General features: G+C 71.5%; 19 protein-coding genes. 11 read left to right on the plus strand and 8 right to left on the minus strand.

Going from position 1 to position 18,824, the window contains the following annotated elements; all coding sequences use genetic code 11:
- Positions 1-104: 104 nt before the first annotated feature.
- The 3 genes from secA to FB391_RS04220 all read left to right on the plus strand — a co-directional run bounded on the left by secA (position 105) and on the right by FB391_RS04220 (position 4,787).
- Positions 105-2,939, plus strand: a complete 2,835-nt coding sequence (gene secA, locus FB391_RS04210; protein WP_141893009.1) for a preprotein translocase subunit SecA — start codon at positions 105-107, stop codon at positions 2,937-2,939.
- 192 nt (positions 2,940-3,131) lie between these two features.
- Positions 3,132-4,358 (plus strand): pyridoxal phosphate-dependent aminotransferase, encoded by a 1,227-nt coding sequence (locus tag FB391_RS04215; protein WP_141893010.1) that lies wholly within the window; start codon positions 3,132-3,134, stop codon positions 4,356-4,358.
- Positions 4,359-4,436: 78 nt separating this feature from the next.
- Complete coding sequence (locus FB391_RS04220; RefSeq protein WP_141893011.1) at positions 4,437-4,787, plus strand: hypothetical protein; 351 nt, start codon at positions 4,437-4,439, stop codon at positions 4,785-4,787.
- Between the two features lie 61 nt (positions 4,788-4,848).
- Here the strand turns inward: FB391_RS04220 and FB391_RS04225 are convergent, their stop codons facing one another.
- Positions 4,849-5,295 (minus strand): Rv3235 family protein, encoded by a 447-nt coding sequence (locus FB391_RS04225; protein WP_141893012.1) that lies wholly within the window; start codon positions 5,293-5,295, stop codon positions 4,849-4,851.
- Between the two features lie 132 nt (positions 5,296-5,427).
- Between FB391_RS04225 and FB391_RS04230 the strand changes: the two genes are divergently transcribed.
- Entirely contained in the window at positions 5,428-6,036 is a 609-nt protein-coding gene (locus FB391_RS04230; RefSeq protein WP_141893013.1) for a hypothetical protein, read from the plus strand.
- A gap of 14 nt (positions 6,037-6,050) precedes the next feature.
- On the opposite strand, the gene FB391_RS04235 is transcribed toward FB391_RS04230, so the two are convergent.
- Positions 6,051-6,332, minus strand: a complete 282-nt coding sequence (locus tag FB391_RS04235) for a MerR family transcriptional regulator (RefSeq protein WP_141893014.1) — start codon at positions 6,330-6,332, stop codon at positions 6,051-6,053.
- A 98-nt stretch (positions 6,333-6,430) separates the two neighbouring features.
- On the opposite strand from FB391_RS04235, the gene FB391_RS04240 reads away from it, so the two are divergent.
- From FB391_RS04240 to FB391_RS04250, 3 genes are read left to right on the plus strand one after another with little or no spacing between them, the layout of a single operon-like run.
- The gene (locus FB391_RS04240) at positions 6,431-7,063 is read left to right on the plus strand and encodes a CpaB family protein (RefSeq protein WP_141893015.1); all 633 of its coding nucleotides are present in this window, start codon (positions 6,431-6,433) and stop codon (positions 7,061-7,063) included.
- The gene (locus FB391_RS04245) at positions 7,060-8,370 is read left to right on the plus strand and encodes a CpaE/TadZ family protein (RefSeq protein ID WP_185842933.1); all 1,311 of its coding nucleotides are present in this window, start codon (positions 7,060-7,062) and stop codon (positions 8,368-8,370) included. Before FB391_RS04240 ends, FB391_RS04245 begins: the two co-directional genes overlap by 4 nt.
- A gap of 24 nt (positions 8,371-8,394) precedes the next feature.
- Positions 8,395-9,879, plus strand: a complete 1,485-nt coding sequence (locus FB391_RS04250; RefSeq protein WP_141893016.1) for a sensor histidine kinase — start codon at positions 8,395-8,397, stop codon at positions 9,877-9,879.
- Positions 9,880-10,042: 163 nt separating this feature from the next.
- On the opposite strand, the gene FB391_RS04255 is transcribed toward FB391_RS04250, so the two are convergent.
- Positions 10,043-10,291, minus strand: a complete 249-nt coding sequence (locus FB391_RS04255; RefSeq protein WP_018171995.1) for a WhiB family transcriptional regulator — start codon at positions 10,289-10,291, stop codon at positions 10,043-10,045.
- A gap of 256 nt (positions 10,292-10,547) precedes the next feature.
- On the opposite strand from FB391_RS04255, the gene FB391_RS04260 reads away from it, so the two are divergent.
- Positions 10,548-10,940, plus strand: coding sequence for a histidine kinase (locus FB391_RS04260; RefSeq protein ID WP_246093348.1), 393 nt, complete (start codon positions 10,548-10,550; stop codon positions 10,938-10,940).
- Between the two features lie 62 nt (positions 10,941-11,002).
- Here the strand turns inward: FB391_RS04260 and bcp are convergent, their stop codons facing one another.
- Both bcp and FB391_RS04270 read right to left on the minus strand, forming a co-directional pair.
- A complete protein-coding gene (gene bcp / locus FB391_RS04265) occupies positions 11,003-11,473 on the minus strand; it encodes a thioredoxin-dependent thiol peroxidase (protein WP_141893018.1) in 471 nt (156 codons plus the stop codon).
- An 84-nt stretch (positions 11,474-11,557) separates the two neighbouring features.
- Positions 11,558-11,917 carry a nuclear transport factor 2 family protein gene (locus FB391_RS04270; RefSeq protein WP_141893019.1) on the minus strand — a complete coding sequence of 120 codons (360 nt, stop codon included), beginning with the start codon at positions 11,915-11,917 and terminating at the stop codon, positions 11,558-11,560.
- Positions 11,918-12,002: 85 nt separating this feature from the next.
- On the opposite strand from FB391_RS04270, the gene FB391_RS04275 reads away from it, so the two are divergent.
- Positions 12,003-12,620, plus strand: coding sequence for a TetR/AcrR family transcriptional regulator (locus FB391_RS04275; protein WP_185842934.1), 618 nt, complete (start codon positions 12,003-12,005; stop codon positions 12,618-12,620).
- Here the strand turns inward: FB391_RS04275 and rsgA are convergent.
- The gene (rsgA, locus tag FB391_RS04280; protein ID WP_141893021.1) at positions 12,617-13,678 is read right to left on the minus strand and encodes a ribosome small subunit-dependent GTPase A; all 1,062 of its coding nucleotides are present in this window, start codon (positions 13,676-13,678) and stop codon (positions 12,617-12,619) included. The genes FB391_RS04275 and rsgA overlap by 4 nt on opposite strands.
- Before the next feature lie 59 nt (positions 13,679-13,737).
- Positions 13,738-15,117, minus strand: a complete 1,380-nt coding sequence (gene aroA / locus FB391_RS04285) for a 3-phosphoshikimate 1-carboxyvinyltransferase (protein ID WP_141893022.1) — start codon at positions 15,115-15,117, stop codon at positions 13,738-13,740.
- Between the two features lie 60 nt (positions 15,118-15,177).
- On the opposite strand from aroA, the gene FB391_RS04290 reads away from it, so the two are divergent.
- Together FB391_RS04290 and FB391_RS04295 are read left to right on the plus strand one after the other, a co-directional pair.
- A complete protein-coding gene (locus tag FB391_RS04290) occupies positions 15,178-15,906 on the plus strand; it encodes a sigma-70 family RNA polymerase sigma factor (protein ID WP_185842935.1) in 729 nt (242 codons plus the stop codon).
- Positions 15,903-16,148: an alpha-ketoglutarate decarboxylase gene (locus FB391_RS04295; RefSeq protein ID WP_141893023.1), complete on the plus strand. Its 246-nt coding sequence runs from the start codon at positions 15,903-15,905 to the stop codon at positions 16,146-16,148. The genes FB391_RS04290 and FB391_RS04295 overlap by 4 nt, the downstream gene beginning before the upstream one ends.
- A gap of 9 nt (positions 16,149-16,157) precedes the next feature.
- Here FB391_RS04295 and FB391_RS04300 read toward each other — a convergent pair whose 3' ends face one another.
- Positions 16,158-18,746 (minus strand): ATP-binding protein, encoded by a 2,589-nt coding sequence (locus tag FB391_RS04300; RefSeq protein ID WP_141893024.1) that lies wholly within the window; start codon positions 18,744-18,746, stop codon positions 16,158-16,160.
- Positions 18,747-18,824 lie beyond the last annotated feature (78 nt).

The raw sequence follows: 18,824 nt of genomic DNA on the forward strand, positions 1-18,824 counted from the left end.
AGGTCACGGGTGGATAACATAGGCAGGTATGCCTGGGCCCTGGGGGCTCGGGCGGCAGCGGCGCCAGCGCGCCGCACCCGACTTCCTGAAGATGGAGACACTCCGTGGCCAACCCCCTCGAGAAACTGCTTCGCGCCGGTGAGGGTCGCGTCCTGCGCCGGCTCCAGCAGGTCGTGAAGGCCGTGGGCGCCCTCGAAGAGGACTACGAGCAGCTCACCGACGAGGAGCTCCGCGGCGAGACCGCCGAGCTGCGCGCCCGCTACCAGGCGGGCGAGACCCTCGATCAGCTCATGCCCGAGGCGTTCGCCGCCGTTCGCGAAGCCGCCAAGCGCACGTTGGGCCAGCGCGCCTACGACGTCCAGATCATGGGCGGCGCGGCACTTCACCTCGGCAACATCGCCGAGATGAAGACCGGTGAGGGCAAGACGCTCACCGGCGCCTTCCCCGTCTACCTCAACGCCATCGCCGGCGAGGGCGTGCACGTGGTCACCGTCAACGACTTCCTGGCGTCATACCAGTCCGAGCTGATGGGCCGCATCTACCGCGCCCTGGGCATGACGACCGGAACGATCGTCGCCGGGCAGACGCCGGAAGTGCGCCGCGAGCAGTACAACGCCGACATCACGTACGGCACGAACAACGAGTTCGGCTTCGACTACCTGCGCGACAACATGGCGTGGCGCAAGGAGGACCTCGTCCAGCGCGGTCACTTCTACGCGATCGTCGACGAGGTCGACTCGATCCTCATCGACGAGGCCCGGACGCCGCTCATCATCTCGGGCCCGTCGTCGGGCGAGGCGAACCGGTGGTTCGTCGAGTTCGCGAAGATCGCCAAGACCCTCGAGGCGGGCGTCGACTACGAGGTCGACGAGAAGAAGCGCACCATCGGCGTGCTCGAGCCCGGCATCGAGAAGGTCGAGGACTATCTCGGCATCGACAACCTGTACGAGTCGGCCAACACGCCCCTCATCTCGTTCCTCAACAACTCGATCAAGGCGCTCGCGCTGTTCAAGCGCGACACCGACTACGTCGTCATGAACGACGAGGTCATGATCGTCGACGAGCACACCGGCCGCATCCTGGTCGGCCGGCGCTACAACGAGGGCATCCACCAGGCCATCGAGGCCAAGGAGGCCGTGCCGGTCAAGGCCGAGAACCAGACCCTCGCCACCGTCACGCTGCAGAATTACTTCCGCCTGTACGACAAGCTCGCCGGCATGACCGGTACCGCCGAGACCGAGGCGGCCGAGTTCATGTCGACCTACCAGCTCGGCGTCGTCCCGATCCCGACGAACAAGCCGATGATCCGCAAGGATCAGTCCGACCTCGTCTATAAGAACGAGACGGCGAAGTTCGCGCAGGTGGTCGAAGACATCGCGCGACGCCACGAGAACGGCCAGCCGGTGCTCGTCGGCACGGTCAGCGTCGAGAAGAGCGAGTACCTCTCGCGGCTGCTGGCGAAGAAGGGCATCAAGCACGAGGTCCTCAACGCGAAGAACCACGCGCGCGAGGCCGAGATCGTCGCCCGCGCCGGTCGCCTGGGCGCCGTCACCGTCGCCACGAACATGGCCGGACGCGGCACCGACATCATGCTCGGCGGCAACGCCGAGTTCCTCGCCGTGCAGGAGATGAAGGCGAAGGGCCTCGACCCGGTCGAGACGCCCGAGGAGTACGAGGCCGAGTGGGACGCGGTGTACCAGGCCACGCGCGACCACGTCGCGGGCGAGGCGACGCAGGTCGTCGAGGCCGGCGGTCTCTACGTGCTCGGGACCGAGCGCCACGAGTCGCGCCGCATCGACAACCAGCTCCGCGGTCGCTCCGGCCGTCAGGGCGACCCGGGTGAGAGCCGTTTCTACCTCTCGCTCACCGACGACCTGATGCGGCTGTTCCAGTCCGGAGCCGCCGAGGCGATCATCGCGCGCACGAACTTCCCCGACGACGTCGCGATCGAGTCCGGCATGGTCACGCGCGCGATCAAGTCCGCGCAGAGCCAGGTCGAGGCGCGCAACGCCGAGATCCGCAAGAACGTCCTCAAGTACGACGACGTCCTCAACCGCCAGCGCGAGGCCATCTACTCCGACCGCCGCCACATCCTGCAGGGCGACGACATCGCCGACCGCGTGCAGCACTTCATCGAGGACGCCATCGGCGCCGTGATCGACGACCACACCGGGTCGGGTCACAACGAGAGCTGGGACTTCGACGCGCTGTGGACCGAGCTGAAGACCCTCTACCCGGTGGGAGTGACCATCGACGAGGTTGTGGCCGAGGCAGCCGGCCGCAAGGGCGGCATCACCGCCGACGGCCTCAAGCGCGAGATCCTCTCCGACGCCCGCATCGCCTACGAGAAGCGCCAGACCGCGCTGGGCGAGGCGGCGACGCGTGAGCTCGAGCGCCGTGTCGTGCTGCAGGTGCTCGACCGCCGCTGGCGCGACCACCTGTACGAGATGGACTACCTGAAGGACGGCATCGGCCTGCGCGCGATGGCCCAGCGCGACCCGCTCATCGAGTACCAGCGCGAGGGCTACCAGATGTTCCAGGCCATGATGGGGCAGATCAAGGAGGAGTCGGTCGGCTACCTCTACAACCTCGAGGTCGAGGTGCGCCGCCAGGGCGAGGGCGACGCCGAGCAGGTCACGCAGGTCGAGGCCAAGGGACTGTCGTCCGCGCCGTCGGTCGATGCGCAGCGACTGCAGTACACGGCGTCCAACGACGCCGGCGAGGTCGAGGTGCGCAACGAACGCGGCCAGGTGCAGCAGGCGGCGACCCGCCTGCGCCAGGCCGCCGCGGCCGCCGCGGCCACGCCCGCCCAGCCGCCGGCGCAGCCCGCCGCCGAGGCGCCGCGCGGCGCCTTCGGGCAGCGCACCGACGCCCCCGCCGCCGAGCAGGCGCCCCTCAACCGCGCCCAGCGTCGCGCCGCCGAGCAGCGCAAGAAGTGAGGCGGATGGATGCCGCGACCTCGGCCGACGCCGGGTCGCGGCATCCACTTCGCCCAGATCAGGAGATCTCGCCGAGGCAGGATGTCCTCGCGCGGATCAACCTGTGGTCGCCGGATATCCTGATCTCGTGCACGCGCCGGCCGGGCCACAGAGCGTGCATTGGCACCGAGCAGGCGCGGATATCCTGATGCGATGAATCGCCTCCGTCCTCTCGACCAGTCGAGCAAGCTCCAGAACGTTCTCTATGAGATCCGTGGGGCGGCACTGGCAGAGGCCGACCGGCTGGAGGACGAGGGTCACACGATCCTCAAGCTCAACACCGGCAACCCGGCCGTGTTCGGCTTCGAGGCGCCGTTCCAGATCGTGCGCGACATGATCGAGGCCATCCCCCACTCGCACGGGTACAGCGACAGCCGCGGCATCATGTCGGCGCGCCGCGCGGTGGTCTCGCGCTACGAGCAGGTGCCGGGCTTCCCCCAGTTCGATCCGGACGACGTGTACCTCGGCAACGGGGTGTCCGAGCTCATCACCATGACCATGCAGGCGCTCCTCGACGAGGGCGACGAGGTGCTGATCCCCGCGCCCGACTACCCGCTGTGGACTGCGATGACGAGCCTCGCGGGCGGCACTCCGGTGCACTACCGCTGCGATCCGGACGACGGCTGGCAGCCGAGCCTCGACGACATCCGCGCCAAGGTCACGCCGCGCACGAAGGCGATCGTCGTCATCAACCCGAACAACCCGACCGGCGCGGTCTACTCGCGCGAGGTGCTCGAGGGGATCGTCGAGATCGCGCGCGAGAACTCGCTGCTGCTGCTGTCGGACGAGATCTACGACCGCATCCTGTACGACGGGGCGCAGCACATCCCGCTGGCGACCCTCGCGCCCGACCTGCTGTGCCTGACCTTCAACGGGCTGTCGAAGACGTACCGCGTTGCGGGATACCGGTCGGGCTGGCTCGTCATCACCGGACCCAAGTCCCACGCCGCAGGGTTCCTGGAAGGCATCCAGCTGCTCGCGTCGACGCGGCTGTGCCCGAACGTGCCGGCGCAGCATGCCGTGCAGGCGGCGCTGTCGGGCGTGCAGTCGATCGACGCGCTGATCGCCCCCGAGGGGCGGCTGCTCGAGCAGCGGGATGCCGCGTGGGAGGCACTCGAGCGCATCCCGGGCGTCACGTGCCTCAAGCCGCAGGGCGCGCTGTACGCGTTCCCCCGGCTCGACCCCGAGGTCTACGAGATCCACGACGACGCGAAGCTCGTGTACGACTTCCTCGTCGCCGAGCATGTGCTTCTCGTCCAGGGCACGGGCTTCAACTGGCCGACGCCCGACCATCTGCGCATCGTCACGCTTCCTGAGGCGCGGGTGCTCACCGAGGCGATCGAGCGCCTGGGGAACTTCCTCTCGTCGTACAAGCAGTGACGGGGGCTGCGACACACCGGTCCGCGCATCCGTCAACCCCCTCGCGATCGGCGTCGCGCGCGACCTAGCGTCGCAGGCATGTCCATCGAACTGAATCAGCCGGCGCTCCGCCACGCGCGGGCGCTGATCCGTGACGGAAAGGTCGTCCGCGACGAACGGGACGACTGGTCGGAGGCGGCGCCGACCGCCGAGGAGGAGAACGCGTTCATCGAGCGTGACGGGTGGACGGAGTTCTCGCACTGGCACCTCGGCGTCGACCGCTCGGAGGACCGTGAGACGAAGCAGGCCTACTCGTTCCCGTTCGGGGACTTCCGTCGCGTCCACCGTGCGGGGGTGATCTCGGGTGAGAGCCGCGCGGGGCAGTACGGCCACGACGAGATCCGCGACGCCCTGAAGTCGCTGCTCGAGTTGATCGACCGCGACGACTGAGAACGCCGACGGCCGGGCCGGTCACATCGTCGGGACCGGCCCGTCCGCCGCGGCTGGAAGATCAGAGGAGCGCGAGCGAGGTGGCGCGCCAGCGGCCGTCACGGCCCTCCAGGCGCACCGCCAGGGCGCGCGTGCGCGCCGGCCCGCGCACCACCACGACGGCTTCGACGATCCCGTCGGCCGGCGACGATTCGTGCACCGACATGACGGTGTGCACGGGTCGGCGGGCGGCCACTCCACGTGCGCTGCGGGCACGCGCGGCGAGGTTGGTGCGGACGACGAGCTTGCGATACGCGTCCTCGGTGAGCCACCGCGCCAGCTGCTCGACCTCGCGCACGCCTGCGAACACCTCGAGCACCCCGAGCGCGAGGTTGCGCAGGAAGGGCTCGGGCGAGGGCAGCTCGGTCGAGGGCGTGTGCTGCGGCGCGAAGAACTCTGACAGCTGCGCGCTGCGTGTCGACAGCGGATGAGGGTGTGCGCGGGCGGTGCCCGCGGGCGTCGTTGCCATGGGTGCCTATCTCGACAGGGGGGATGTCTTGGGGGCTAGTACAACACACGGGGAACTCTCAGGAAAATCCCCGACCGCGAATCTGTGGATAACTCGAGGCCGGTCAGAGCGGAATTGCCCTACGCTCGCTCCGTGCGCTGGGACCGCTTCTTCGACGACCTCGAGGATCAGCTCGCCTCCGAGTGGGAGGCGGAGCGTGCCGCGCTCGACACCGAGGCCGAGCGCCTGCGTCTGTCGCGCGTGCTGCTCGCAGAGCGGCTCGCGCTCCTGGCAGGGCGCGACGGGGCCGCTCTGGCGACGGCATCCTTCGATCTCGTCGACGGCACCGCGCTGCGGGCGACGGTGACCGGCGTCGGCGCGGACTGGGTCGCCCTCGCGCCGGCCGACGGGCCGCCGGGCGCGGTGGTCGCCCCGTTCGGCGCGATCCTTGCGGTCGGGATGCCGCACGCCGACCTGCTGCGCACCGCCAGGGCCGCCCCGCCCCGCTCGCCGTTGACCGATCGCCTCACGTTCGGATTCGTGCTGCGCGATCTCGTGCGCCGTCGCGCGGGCGTGGCCGTGCACCTCGTCAACGGGCGCCTGCTGACCGGCACGATCGATCGTGCGGGGGCCGACCACCTCGACCTCGCACTGCACGATCCGGGCGCGCCGCGTCGCGCGGACGCCGTGACGGGCCATCGCATGGTGCCGTTCGCGGCGGTGGCGTGGGTGCGGGCGGACGAGGGACCCTCGCTGCCCTGAGACTCGCGCCGGCGTCAGTCGCCGTTGCGCACGATGCCGCTGCCCCACAGCTCGGGGAAGCTGGCCGTCTGCGACTGGCGCCACAGGGCCATGCGCCGCGCCTCCTCGGCCTGGTCGTCCAGGTAGTCGCCGACGCTTGCGGCGTCGACGCGCCAGCGCGCGGGCGAGCCGACCCGCAGGCCGCGCAGGCGGCCGTCCAGGACGAGTGCCATCACCTCGTCGACCGAGACGCCGAGCACCTCGCCCACCTGAGCGGGGGCGAGAAGACGCACGTCGGACGTCGGGTCATCTGACATGCCCCCATTATGGCCCCGCGGATCTGGTGCGGGCCGGGCGGCGGACGCCCTGTGGATAACGCCCGACGCGTTTCGCGCGAGTCGGCGACGATGGTCCCATGACCGTCGCCAGCGAATCCGTTCGAACGCCGCGTCGCGCCTTCTGGGGCGACACCAGGTTCTTCCTCGGCATCCTCCTCGTGATCGCCTCGGTGGGCGGCGTGTGGCTCGTGGTCGCAGCCGCCCGGCAGACGGTCCCCGTGTACGCGGCCGCGCACACCATCGTTCCCGGCGAGCCGATCGCCGCCGGTGACGTCAAGGTCGTCGACGTCGCACTCGGCACGGTCGCGGGCACGTATGTCGGCGCGGGCGACCTCGGAGACGCCGCGGTCGCGACGCGCACCATCGAGGCCGGCGAGCTCGTGCCGGCGTCCTCGGTCGGGGATGCGGCGGACGCGCGCACGACGAGCGTGGTGGTGCGCAGCGCTCTCGACGTGCCGGCGTCGGTGGAGGCGGGCACCGTCGTGGAGGTGTGGGCGGCGCCGCTGCTGGAGCGCGGCACCTACGACGAGCCGCGCATCCTCGTCACCGACGCCACCGTGGTCTCGGTGACGCGTGACGACTCCATGATCGGCGGCGGGGCGGCAGCGCTGGAGCTGGTGATCCCGCGCGACGACGTGTCGGCCACGCTCGCGGCGATGGCCGACGAGTCGGCCCTGTCGATCGTGCCGACGATCGGGGCGGGTTCGTGAGGGCGGTCGTCGCCGCGGACGACACCGAGGCGCTCGTCGCCGGGCTGATCCGTGAGGGCGTCGAGGTGATCGCCCGGTTCGCGGCGTCGGCGCCCGCCGCGGCGGCCGACGGGATGCCGGGGCCCGAGGCCGAGGAGCTGCTGCGCGCCCTCGCCGATGCGGACGCGCTCGTGCTCGAAGTCGGCCGAACAAGTCTCTCGCCGACGGTGGTCGCCCTGTGCGACCGGGCGGGCACCCGGATCGTCCCCCTCGTCGCGGACGAGGCGGGGGAGCGTCTGACCGCGGCCTGCGGTCTCGAGGCGCCGCTCGACGCGAACGCGGAGCCGTGGCGCATCGCCGAGGTGCTTCTCGCCGGGCCCTCGACGGCGCCGGCCGCCGTCCGCTCCGCCGACATGGCGTCGAGCCGGCCGCGGGTGATCGCGGTGTGGGGACCCGCCGGCGCCCCCGGTCGCACGACCGTCGCCACCGAGCTCGCGATGGAGCTCGCTCGTGGCGGACGCCATGTCGCCCTCGTCGATGCCGACACCCATGCGCCGTCCATCGCGCTCGCACTCGGCCTCGCCGACGAGGGCCCGGGGTTCGCGGCCGCCTGCCGGCAGGCCGAGCTCGGGGGTCTGGACGCGCGCGAGCTCACGCGCATCGCCACGCCGCTCGGGCGCACCGGCGTCGACGTGCTCACCGGGATCAACCGCCCGTCGCGCTGGCCCGAGCTCAGCGACCGGCGAGTGACGACGGCACTCGCGGCGTGCCGCGAGTGGTCCGACTACACCGTCGTGGACGTCGCGTCGTCGCTGGAGCGCGACGAAGAGATCGTGAGCGACCTGGACGGACCGCGGCGCAACGCCGCGACGATCGCGGCACTGCGTGCGGCCGATCTCGTGGTGGCGGTGGCCGCGGCAGATCCGCTCGGCGTGGCGCGCTTCCTGCGCGCGCACGCTGAGCTGCGCGCGACGATCGGCGCCACGCGGGTCGCCGTGGTGGCGAACCGGCTGCGCCCCGGCGCCCTCGGCATCGACGCGCGCGGACAGGTGCGGCGCACGCTCGACCGCTTCGGCGGGATCGAGGACGTGTGGTTCCTCCCGCAGGACCCGCGGTCCGCCGATGCCGCGCTGCTGTCGTCACAGACCATCGCGGAGGTCGCGCCGAAGTCGCCTCTGACGCTCGCGATCCGCCGGTTCGCAGGGGATGCCGTCGTGCCGGCGCGGGAGCCGGGCGCGGGGATGAAGGCACGCCGTCCTGCGCGCACGGGGCGCGCCGGCCGTGGCGACGCGCGGCAGCCGTCGCGCGCCGGCGCACCGGCCGCATGAGGCGCGAGCCCTAGGCTTAGGTGCGTGTCGACCCTCAGCGATCTCGTCTACGCCCAGGGCCGCTCCAGCGAAGAGGATGTGGAGTGGCTCCACCGTCTCGCCGGTGACGGTCAGCTCCTCGCCGATCTGGCGTCCGCCGACATCGTGCTGTGGGTGCCGACGTCCGACGACTCGTTCGTCGCCGTCGCGCACACGCGTCCGAGTGGTGCGGCGACCCTCTTCTACCGCGACATCGTCGGCGATCGGGTGCGCCCGCAGTGGCGCACGCAGGTGCGTGAGGCGTTCCAGACCGGCGTGATCGTCGATTCGGCGTCGCCCGACTGGTTCGAAGAGACGCCGACGCGCGTCCGCGCCGTCCCCGTCGCCCGCAAGCAGGGCGGTGCCCTGCAGGCGATCGGCGTCGTCACCCGGCACACGAACCTCGGCGAGGCGCGCACGCCGTCGCGGCAGCAGATCACGTTCAACGAGTGCGCCGACGACCTGTTCGGCATGATCGCATCCGGTGACTTCCCCGACCTCAGCGCGCCGACCTCGCCGCGCCGCGGCGCGCCGAGGGCGTCGGACGGACTGGTGCGGCTCGACGTCGACGGGATCACCACCTTCGCGAGCCCGAATGCCCTGTCCGCGTTCAACCGTCTCGGCTTCGAGGACGAGCTGGAGGGGGAGTCACTGGTCGAGGTCGTGACGCAGATCCTTCCCACCAAGCGCCAGTTCGACGAATCGCTCCCGGTGGTCGTCACCGGCCGCGCGCCGTGGCGCGCCGACCTGGAGGCGCGCGGGGTGACGGTGTCGCTGCGCACCATCCCCCTGCGCGACCACGGCACGCGCATCGGCGCGATCCTGCTGTGCCGCGACGTCACCGAGATCCGCCACCAGGAGCAGGAGCTCATCACCAAGGACGCGACGATCCGCGAGATCCACCACCGCGTCAAGAACAACCTGCAGACCGTGGCTTCGCTGCTGCGCATCCAAGCGCGTCGTTCGCACTCGGACGAGGCGCGGGACGCGCTCACGCAGGCGATGCGCCGCGTCTCGGCGATCGCCGTCGTGCACGACACGCTGTCGGAGGGGCTCGCACAGAATGTCGACTTCGACGAGGTGTTCGCCCGCGTGTTGAAGCTCGTCGCCGAGGTTGCGGCCGCGCCCAACACGCGTGCCCGCACCCACTCGACCGGCCGCTTCGGCACCCTTCCCAGCGAGTACGCCACGCCGCTGGCCCTGGCGCTCACCGAACTCGTGACGAACGCCGTCGAGCACGGTCTCGCCGGCCAGGAGGGCGACGTCGAGATCATCGCCGACCGCACTGACGACCGGCTCGAGGTCCGGGTGCGCGACACCGGCTCCGGGCTCCCGGAGGGCCAGGTCGGTCGCGGCCTCGGCACCCAGATCGTTCGCACCCTCATCCAGGGCGAGCTCGGCGGCACCATCGACTGGCACACCATCATGGGCAGCGGCACCGAGGTGACCATCGACATCCCGCTGCGCTACATCGAGCGCAGCCAGGGCTGAGCCGCTTCTGAGATCAGGAGATCTCGCGAAGACAGGCCGTTCCTCGACGACGCGTCCTGTGCCGGCGAGATCTCCTGATCTCGGCGGTGGTCACGCGCGGGACGAAAGAAGACGGAGTGGATGCCGCACGAGCGGCATCCACTCCGTCTTCTGTGTCGGGTGGTCAGGAGGCGCGGCGCGCGCGAGCGGCGCGGCGCTTGAGCGCGCGACGCTCGTCTTCGGAGAGGCCGCCCCACACGCCCGAGTCCTGACCGGTCTCGAGGGCGTACTGCAGGCAGATCTCGGTGACGGTGCAGCGTGCGCACACCGACTTGGCCTTCTCGATCTGATCGACGGCCGGTCCGGTGTTCCCCACGGGGAAGAACAGTTCGGGGTCGACGGTCAGGCAGGCGGCCTTGTCGCGCCAGTCCATGGTGGTGCTCCTTGTGACAGAGGGGTGGGGAAAGAGTGCCGGTTCGGGTCCGATACCCTGTGGGATGTGCGAGGAAACTCGCCCCACGTCGCTGTGGGAGCACACGGCTTCACCAATCGTCCCATAGCGGTTTACCTGAATCAAGGGTTCATCGGCGCGTTTGTGTAGGACTTGCTGAGTGTTCCCTCACCCGTGTGGAGGGTTCGTACAAACAGTCGCCAAGCGAAGAGGGAGTCGACGGAGAATGCGGACAAACGTGTCCGGAAGGGTCGCCGCGGTGCTGGTCGGCCTCGAAGGAGTGGGCATCGCCGCACTGGTGGTCTGGCAGATCGTGGAGATCCTGCGAGGTGACACCGACTCCCTGGCGAGCGCCATCGCGCTCATCGTGCTGAGCCTCGTGGGCGCCGCCGCGGTCATCGCCTTCGCCGTCGCCGTCTGGCGCGGCCAGTCGTGGGGTCGCTCGGGTGGCATCGTCACGCAGCTGCTGATCCTCGCCGTGGCGCTGGGCGCCGTGACGGGGGCATTCGCCGCGCCCGGCATCGCGCTCGCGCTCGCCGCACCTGCCATCGTGACCTTCGTGCTGCTGATCCTCGCGGTGCGCGACGCCGGACGCGCGGCGCGTCAGGACGGCAGCGGCAGCGCCCGCTGACGCCGACGCGGGCAGCCGACTCCGCCGGCGAGCACACGCCGCCGGCATCCTGTCCGGCGCGGTCAGACCCCGAGCAGTGAGCGCACCCGCGCGACGTGGCCGGTCGCGCGCACGTTGTACAGCGCGTGCGTCACGCGGCCTTCGGCGTCGACCACGATGGTGGAGCGGATGACGCCCAGGAACGTCTTGCCGTAGTTCATCTTCTCGCCCCACGCGGCGTACTTCTCGAGCACCTCGTGATCGGGGTCGCTCAGCAGGTCGTACGTGAGACCGTCGCGCTCGCGGAAGCGGCGGAGCTTCTCGGGCTCGTCGGGCGAGATCCCGAGCACCGTGTAGCCCGCCGCCTGCAGCGGCGCGAGGCTGTCGCGGAAGTCGCACGCCTCCTTGGTGCATCCGGGGGTCATCGCCGCGGGGTAGAAGAACAGGATGACCGGGCCCCCGCGCAGGTCCTTCAGCGACACCGGGCGCTCGTCCTGATCGGGGAGCGTGAAGACGGGGGCGAGGGAGCCGGGTTCGAGGCGCTGCGTGGTCACCGTTCCAGCCTAGGCCGACGGTTCGCACCCGCCGAGTCACCGGCGGCCGCGGCGCCCGCGCTGCGCGGGCGCCGCGACGGCGGCTCAGGCGGCCTGACGCAGGCCCGAGGTGTCGAACGCCACCATCGAGTCGATCACGCGGCCATCCTTCAGCAGCATCCGATCCGTCCCTTCCCACGAGATCGGCCTGCCCTGGCTCGTGGCCGAGGCCTTCCAGCTGATGAAGCAGAGGTCGCCGACGGTGGCGTGGTGGGTCACCTCGAGGCGCACATCGGGGAACCGTTGGACGATGGATGCGACGCGCTCCTTCCACGCGTCGACACCGGTCATCGGTTCCTGGACTCCCGGGTAGCGCAGCACGATGTCCTCGTCTGCGATGCTCCCCACGAGATCAGGGTCGGGGGCCGCCCAGAACGCCGCCCACCGGTCGACAAAGTCGGTCATGAGTCATCCCTTCGTTACATACTCGGAGTACGTACTTGGAGTACGTAAGCTACTGACGCAGTCCGTCCCCGTCAAGGAGGTCGCCATGGGAACGCCGCGCCGCCAGAGAGAGCGCTCCGAGACCACCGCCGCCCGGCTGGTTGCTGTGGCGGCGCAACTGTTCGGCGACGAAGGCTATACAGCGGTGTCCACGGACGACATCGCTGCGCGTGCCGGCCTGACCAAGGGAGCGCTGTATCACCACTTCGCCGACAAGTCGGCACTCTTCCGAGCGGTCTTCGTCCAGCTGCAGCAGGAACTGGTGTCCACGCTGACGGCGGCAGCTGCAGATGCCGGCGGCGGCTGGGACGGATTCGTCGCGGGCGTCGACGCCTTCATCCGGGAATGCGAGCGCCCGTCGATCGGCCGGATCATCGTGATCGACGGCCCCGCCGTCCTCGGCCGCGATGAGGCCAGGACGGTCGAGGACGGATATGTGGGGGCCCTCCTCACAGGTGCGCTGAGCCGGCTGCAGGAAGCGGGTCAGCTGCGCCGAGGAGACAGTGCCGTACGATCCCGGCTGCTCCTGGGGGCACTCTGCGAGGCCGCGATCGTCGTGGCCGCAGCTGCCGACTCCGAGCGAGCGAGAAAGGCGGTGCTGTCCGAGGTCGTCGCGATGCTCGACGGGCTCCGCGCCCGCCAGGACCCGGCGCCTGCGGCTTAGGCTCCCGGCTCCTGCGCCTTCTTCGCGAAGGTCTCGAGCAGTCGCTGCAGCGAGTCCAGCCGGGCGGCGCCGCCGGGACCCAGGCGTCCCTCGGCGACGGCCTCGACGATCGCGCAGTCCGGTGCGTCGGGCAGGTGCGTGCACCCGCGCGGGCACTCCTCGGCGATCTCGGCGAGATCGGTGAAGGCGCGCAGGATGTTGGCCGGGTCGACGTGGCCCAGCCCGAAGGAGCGGACGCCCGGTGTGTCGATCACCCAGCCGTTGCCGCCCTCACCCCGGTAGCGCAGCGACACCGTCGAGCTCGACGTGTGGCGGCCGCGGCCGGTGACCTCGTTGACGTGCCCGGTCGCGCGCCGCGCGTCAGGGACGAGCGCGTTCACGAGAGTCGACTTGCCGACGCCCGAATGCCCGACGAACACGGTGGAGTGCCCGACGAGGGCCGCGCCGATGCGCTGCAGCGGCATCTCTTCGCGCCCGCTCGTGAACACCTCGAGGTCGAGGCCGTCGAAGTGCGCGAGGAACTCGGCCGGGTCGGCGAGGTCGGTCTTCGTCACGACGAGGAGGGGACGGATGCCGGCGTCCAGGGCCGCCACCAGGTAGCGGTCGACGAGCCGGGGCCGCGGCTCGGGATCGGCGGCGGCCACGACGACGAGCATCTGATCCGCATTGGCCACGATGACCCGCTCGACCTGGTCGGTGTCGTCGGCGCTGCGGCGCAGCAGCGAGGTGCGCTCCTCGATGCCGACGATGCGTGCGAGCGTGCCTTCGTCGCCCGACGTGTCGCCCACGACGCGGGCGCGATCGCCGGTCACGATGGGCATCTTGCGCAGCTCCCGGGCGCGGGTGGCGAGCACCGTGTGCTCGTTCGGGAGGTCCTCGTCGACGAGCACGGTGTAGCGGCCGCGGTCGACGCCCAGGACGCGGGCGATCTCGGCGTCGCTGTGGGCGGGACGCCGCTTGGTGCGGGGGCGATTGGCCTTCGGGTTGGGCCGCACGCGGACGTCGGCCTCGTCGAACTCGGGCTCGTCGTCGTCGCCGAGATCGTCCAACCAGCTCATGGCGCCGTCTCGCTCACTGGGTCGTCCCGGATCGCGTCACGATGCTCTCGGATGCCGCGTCACGAGACGCGCATCGCCTCGTCGGGAAGACCGCCGTCGGCGTGATCGTCATCGCCGTCGAGCATGCGCTGCCAGATCTGCGGGAACTCTGGCATGGTCTTGGCGGTCGTGCCGATGTCGTCGACCTCGACGCCCGGCACGGCCAGCCCGATCAGCGCACCCGTGGTCGCCATCCGGTGGTCGTGGTAGGCGTGCCACACGCCGCCGCGGAGCGGCTGGGGGACGATGCGGATGCCGTCCGGCAGCTCGTGCGCCTCGCCGCCGAGTCCGCGCAGCTCGGCGACCAGCGCCGCGATCCGGTCGGTCTCGTGACCGCGGATGTGGCCGATGCCGTGGAGCGTCGACGGGGAGTCGGCGAACGCGGCCAGCGCGAAGATCGTGGGGGTGAGCTCGCCGGCCGCCGACAGATCCAGATCGACGCCCTGGATGCCGGCGCCGGCGGTGACCGTGAGCGCTCCGCCGCGACGCACGACGCGGGCGCCCATGAGCGACAGGATGTCGGTGAGCATGGCGCCGGGCTGCGTGGAGTGCGCGGGCCAGCCGGTGACCGACACGGAGCCGCCCGCGACCATCGCCGCGGCCAGGAACGGCGCGGCGTTGGACAGGTCGGGCTCGATGGCGACGTCCTTGCCGCGGATGGCGCTCGCCGGCACGATCCACTCGCCCACGGCAGGGCGCTCGACGTGCACCCCGCGGTGCGCGAGCGATTCCACGGTCATGTCGATGTGGGGGATGCTGGGCAACCGCTCACCGGAGTGCACGAGGTGCAGACCGACATCGAAGCGCGGCGCCGCGAGCAGCAGGCCAGAGACGAACTGGCTCGAGGCGCTCGCGTCGATGGTGACCTCGCCGCCACGGACATGGCCGTGACCGCGCACGATGAAGGGAAGCGCCCACCGCGCACCGTCGTCGATGTCGACCCCGACGTCGCGCAGCGCCGTGATCATGGCACCCATCGGGCGGTGCAGCGCGCTCTCGTGCGCCGTGAGGGTGACGTCGCCGTGCGCGAAGCCGCCGAGGGCGGCCACGAAGCGCATCACGGTGCCCGCCTGGCCGCAGTCGAGGACGCTGTCGCCGCCGAGCGGCCACACGGGGGTGACCTCGACGTCGTCGCCGTACACGCCCGCGCCCGGCACGAGCTCGATGCCCACGCCCAGTGCCCGCAGCGCGTCGATCATGCGCGCGGAATCGTCGGAGTGCAGCGGGGCGATCAGCCGGCTCGGGCCGTCTGCGAGTGCGGCGAGGATGAGCTCGCGGTTCGTCAGCGATTTGGAGCCCGGCACCGTCACGGTGGCGCGCAGAGCGCCCTCCGCGACGGGCGCGTGCCAGTGGCCGTGCGCAATCGGCGCGGAAGTGGGGGAATACCCGTCGGCTGTCATCGGGTTCTACCCTACTGAACCGGTGCGACAGGCCCGGGAGACACCCACGAGCGGAGCCGGATGTTCGCCACACTTGATCGCGTCGAGACCGATGCGCCCTCGCTGAGCCTCGGGTCGCGGCATCCTGCCCCCGCGGGGCTGGAGGCGGCCGCCGTAGACTGGCGCGTGATGAGCGAATCGATCGACCAGGTCTCCGGCGCCGAGGCGGCGGACGACCCGCGCGCCCAGTTCGAGGAGCAGGCGCTGCCCTTCATGGACCAGCTGTACGCCGCGGCCATGCGGATGACCCGCAACCCCGCGGACGCGGCCGACCTCGTGCAAGAGACGTTCGTCAAGGCGTTCGCCTCGTGGAAGACGTTCACGCAGGGCACGAACCTCAAGGCGTGGCTGTACCGGATCCTCACGAACACGTACATCAACACGTACCGCAAGAAGCAGCGTGAGCCGTATCAGGGCACGATCGACGAGCTCGAGGACTGGCAGCTGGGCGGCGCGGAGTCGACCACTGCGACGAGCACGCGCTCGGCCGAGGCCGAGGCGATCGACCACATGCCCGCGTCGGTCGTGAAGGATGCGCTGCAGTCCATTCCGGAGGATTTCCGGCTCGCGGTCTACCTCGCCGACGTCGAGGGCTTCGCGTACCAAGAGATCGCCGACATCATGAAGACCCCCATCGGCACGGTCATGAGCCGCCTGCACCGTGGCAGGCGAATGCTCCGTGAACTGCTGGCCGATTACGCAAAGGAGCGCGGCATTCAGACGACTGCCGCCACGAGGAGCACGAAATGACCGACTGCGGCTGTGAGAAGGCGCGGCGCGACCTGGAGGAGTACCTGCGCCACGAGGTCTGCAAGACCTCGCAGACCGACATCGCCGAGCACCTGGAGCACTGCGAGGGCTGCCAGGACGAGGCGCTCGTCGCCCGTACGCTGACCGAAGTGCTCGCCCGGGCCTGCAAGGAGAGCGCGCCCGAAGAGCTGCGCGACCAGGTGCTCGCGAAGCTGCGCGAGGCGCAGACCGTCCAGAGCTGACGCGCGGCCTCACTCGAGGCCGAGCGCGGCGGCGGCGCGCACGATGTCGCGCCGGCTCGCGAGACCCAGCTTGCTGAGCACCGCGGACACGTGGTGATCCGCCGTCTTGGGCGAGATGTAGAGCTGCTGCGCAAGCTCGGCGTTCGTGAGGCCCCGCGCGACCAGCCGGGCCACGTCGAGCTGGCGGTTGGTCAGGCCCGACGGATTGGCGAGCGTCGCGCTGCGGGGCCGGGCGGGGAGCGAGCGGATGCCTCGCTCGGTGAGCATGCGGCGTGCCCGTGCCGCCGTGGCCGGCACATCGAGCGCGTCCAGGCTCGCGATGCCCGCCGCCGCGGTGGCGGCATCCGTCGCGTGAACCGCGGCGATCGCGGCATCGAACGGGGCACCGAGGTCGCGCCACGACTGTGCGGCCTCGGCATGGGATCCCGAGAGCTCGAGCCGGTAGGGCTCGGGGAGGGCATCGCTCGCCTCCGCGGTGGGACGGCCGAGCCTCGCGAGCCACACCCGCAGGTCGCCGATGGCCCACTGCGTGCCGGGAAGCACCGCTGCGGCCGCGAGCGCGGCGGGAGCGGCCTCCAGCGCGGGATCGGCGTCGCCGGTCAGCCAGGCGCGTTCGGCGTGGACGCTCAGCACAGCCAGCGTCACCAGCGATTCGTCCAGCCGCGCCGCCAGCTCCGCCGCCGCCTCCAGGTGGCCGTCGGCGGCGGCCGCGTCCTCGCCCCGGCGGAGTTCCAGCAGCGCCGACACGATGTGCGGCCAGACGGCTGCCAGCGGCGCCCAGCCGCTGTCGAGAACCGACGCCGCGTCCTCGGCGGACGCGGCCCAGCGGCCGCGGAGCAGGTGCAGGCGTGACCGCATCCCCGTCTGCCACTGATGGCACACCGGGATGTCGCGGTCGACCGTGAGCGGGATGGACTCCGCCAGCACCGCCTCGGCCTCGCCCAGCCGGCGGTGCTCGATGTCGAGAGCCGAGAGGTTCGAGTACGCGGTCGTGCCGATCTCGTCCAGCGATCGTTCCAGGGCCTCCCACGCGTGCAGTCGCAGGACGGTGCGTGCCCCCGTGTCGCCGTCGACGAGGGATGCTGCGGCCTCCGTGATCGACAGGCGCAGGGCGACGGCATCCACGGGGGAGGAATCGCGCTGCGCAGCGACGATCCGGCGCGCGGAGGCGAGGTCGTGGCGTCGATACGCGAGATAGGCGCGCGTCGCCTGCGCCGAGGCGAACGCCGCCGCGCCCGCCTGCACGTCGGCGGCGGCATCGGCGTGACGCTCGGCCTCGCGCCGGCGCGCGGAGTAGTACTCCACGACGGCGCGTCGGTCGTGCGCGGTGCTGATGCCGTCGTGGTCGCCGAGCCGCTCGCGGATGCGCAGCGCCGCATCGATGGACGACAGGGATGCCGGCAGCCGGCTCACCATGTACTGCTCGGTGCTCAGCAGCTCGAGCAGCCGCGCGCGCTCGGCGGGCTCGTCGTCGAGGTGCTCCAACGCGAGCGTCAGGAAGGCGACCGCCTCGGTGTGGGAGCCCGTGCGCGTCGCGTCGTCGGCGGCGCGGACCGCGTACGTCAGGGTGCGCTCGCGGTCGCCGGCGGCCGCCGCATGGTGGGTGAGCACGGCGTCGTCGGCGCCGCCCACGTGTTCCCACGCGTCGAGCACGCGACGGTGCAGGAGCGCCTCGACGCCCGGCTCGGTGCTCGCGACGAGGGCGAGGCGGGCGAGCTCATGCCGGAAGCCGATCCCGTGGGGCGTGCGCACCAGCAGTCCGGTGCCCTCGAGGCGGCGGAGCGTCGGGACGTCGATGCCGCCGCCGTCGGGCCCCGCGCCGCCGGGCCCGACCCACGCCAGCAGGCGATCGTCGAACGCGTCGGGCGCGGTCGCGATGAGCTGCAGCGCCTCGAGCTCCGCACCGCTGAGGCCGGTGGTGCTCGCGATCACCGCGTCGCGCACCGTCGGCGGCAGTTCGTCGCCGGGGCTGCGGGCGATCTCGGCCACGAAGAACGGATTGCCGCCGGTGAGGGCGCGCACGTGGGCGGCGTCGGGGCCGCCGTCGCCGAGGAGCTCGCGCACCGCGTCGACCGAGAGCGGGGGAGCGGCCACGCGTGTGGCGGTGTCCATGCGCGCGATGTCGCCGAGCAGCGCCAGCAGCGTGTGACCGAGAGGAACGTCGCGGTGCGCGATCACCAGGACGACCGGCAGCGCCTCGATCCGGCGCATCAGGAACCGCAGCACCTCGACCGAAGCGGCGTCGATCCATTGCGCGTCGTCGATCACGAGCACGGTGGGTGCCGCCGACACCAGCGCCGCGAAGCGCGCCTCCGCTCCCAGCAGCGAGTCCGCCTCGACGGGATCGCCGAGCGCGGCCTGCACGTCGCGCACAGGCCCCAGGGGGCGGGGCGTCGACAGCGGGTCGCACGCGGCGCGCAGCACGCGCACGTCCTCGGGCACGCCCGCGAGCGCCGCGGTCACGAGGCTCGTCTTGCCCGCACCCGCATCGCCGGCCACGGTCACGACGGACCCCGACGCCGCTCCGTCGGCCACCGTGCCCCGCGCGATCGCGTCGGCCAGCGCGTCCAGCTGCGGCGCGCGCTCGAACAGCCCCATGGCGCCATCGTAGGCTTCGGCGCCGCCGCGCGGGCGGTCACCGGCCGAGGTGCCAGGGGGCTGTCCGAGCCGCCGCGC

Origin of the sequence: Microbacterium kyungheense (genome assembly GCF_006783905.1) — a bacterium.
GTDB lineage: Bacteria > Actinomycetota > Actinomycetes > Actinomycetales > Microbacteriaceae > Microbacterium > Microbacterium kyungheense.

Bases quoted from the DNA above. Each gene is read 5' to 3' on its own strand.
- FB391_RS04215 (WP_141893010.1), top strand. From the start codon at position 3,132: ATGAATCGCCTCCGTCCTCTCGACCAGTCGAGCAAGCTCCAGAACGTT.
- FB391_RS04220 (WP_141893011.1), top strand. From the start codon at position 4,437: ATGTCCATCGAACTGAATCAGCCGGCGCTCCGCCACGCGCGGGCGCTG.
- FB391_RS04225 (WP_141893012.1), bottom strand. From the start codon at position 5,295: ATGGCAACGACGCCCGCGGGCACCGCCCGCGCACACCCTCATCCGCTG.
- FB391_RS04235 (WP_141893014.1), bottom strand. From the start codon at position 6,332: ATGTCAGATGACCCGACGTCCGACGTGCGTCTTCTCGCCCCCGCTCAG.
- FB391_RS04240 (WP_141893015.1), top strand. From the start codon at position 6,431: ATGACCGTCGCCAGCGAATCCGTTCGAACGCCGCGTCGCGCCTTCTGG.
- FB391_RS04255 (WP_018171995.1), bottom strand. From the start codon at position 10,291: ATGGACTGGCGCGACAAGGCCGCCTGCCTGACCGTCGACCCCGAACTG.
- FB391_RS04270 (WP_141893019.1), bottom strand. From the start codon at position 11,917: ATGACCGACTTTGTCGACCGGTGGGCGGCGTTCTGGGCGGCCCCCGAC.
- FB391_RS04275 (WP_185842934.1), top strand. From the start codon at position 12,003: ATGGGAACGCCGCGCCGCCAGAGAGAGCGCTCCGAGACCACCGCCGCC.
- rsgA (WP_141893021.1), bottom strand. From the start codon at position 13,678: ATGAGCTGGTTGGACGATCTCGGCGACGACGACGAGCCCGAGTTCGAC.
- aroA (WP_141893022.1), bottom strand. From the start codon at position 15,117: ATGACAGCCGACGGGTATTCCCCCACTTCCGCGCCGATTGCGCACGGC.
- FB391_RS04290 (WP_185842935.1), top strand. From the start codon at position 15,178: ATGTTCGCCACACTTGATCGCGTCGAGACCGATGCGCCCTCGCTGAGC.
- FB391_RS04295 (WP_141893023.1), top strand. From the start codon at position 15,903: ATGACCGACTGCGGCTGTGAGAAGGCGCGGCGCGACCTGGAGGAGTAC.
- FB391_RS04300 (WP_141893024.1), bottom strand. From the start codon at position 18,746: ATGGGGCTGTTCGAGCGCGCGCCGCAGCTGGACGCGCTGGCCGACGCG.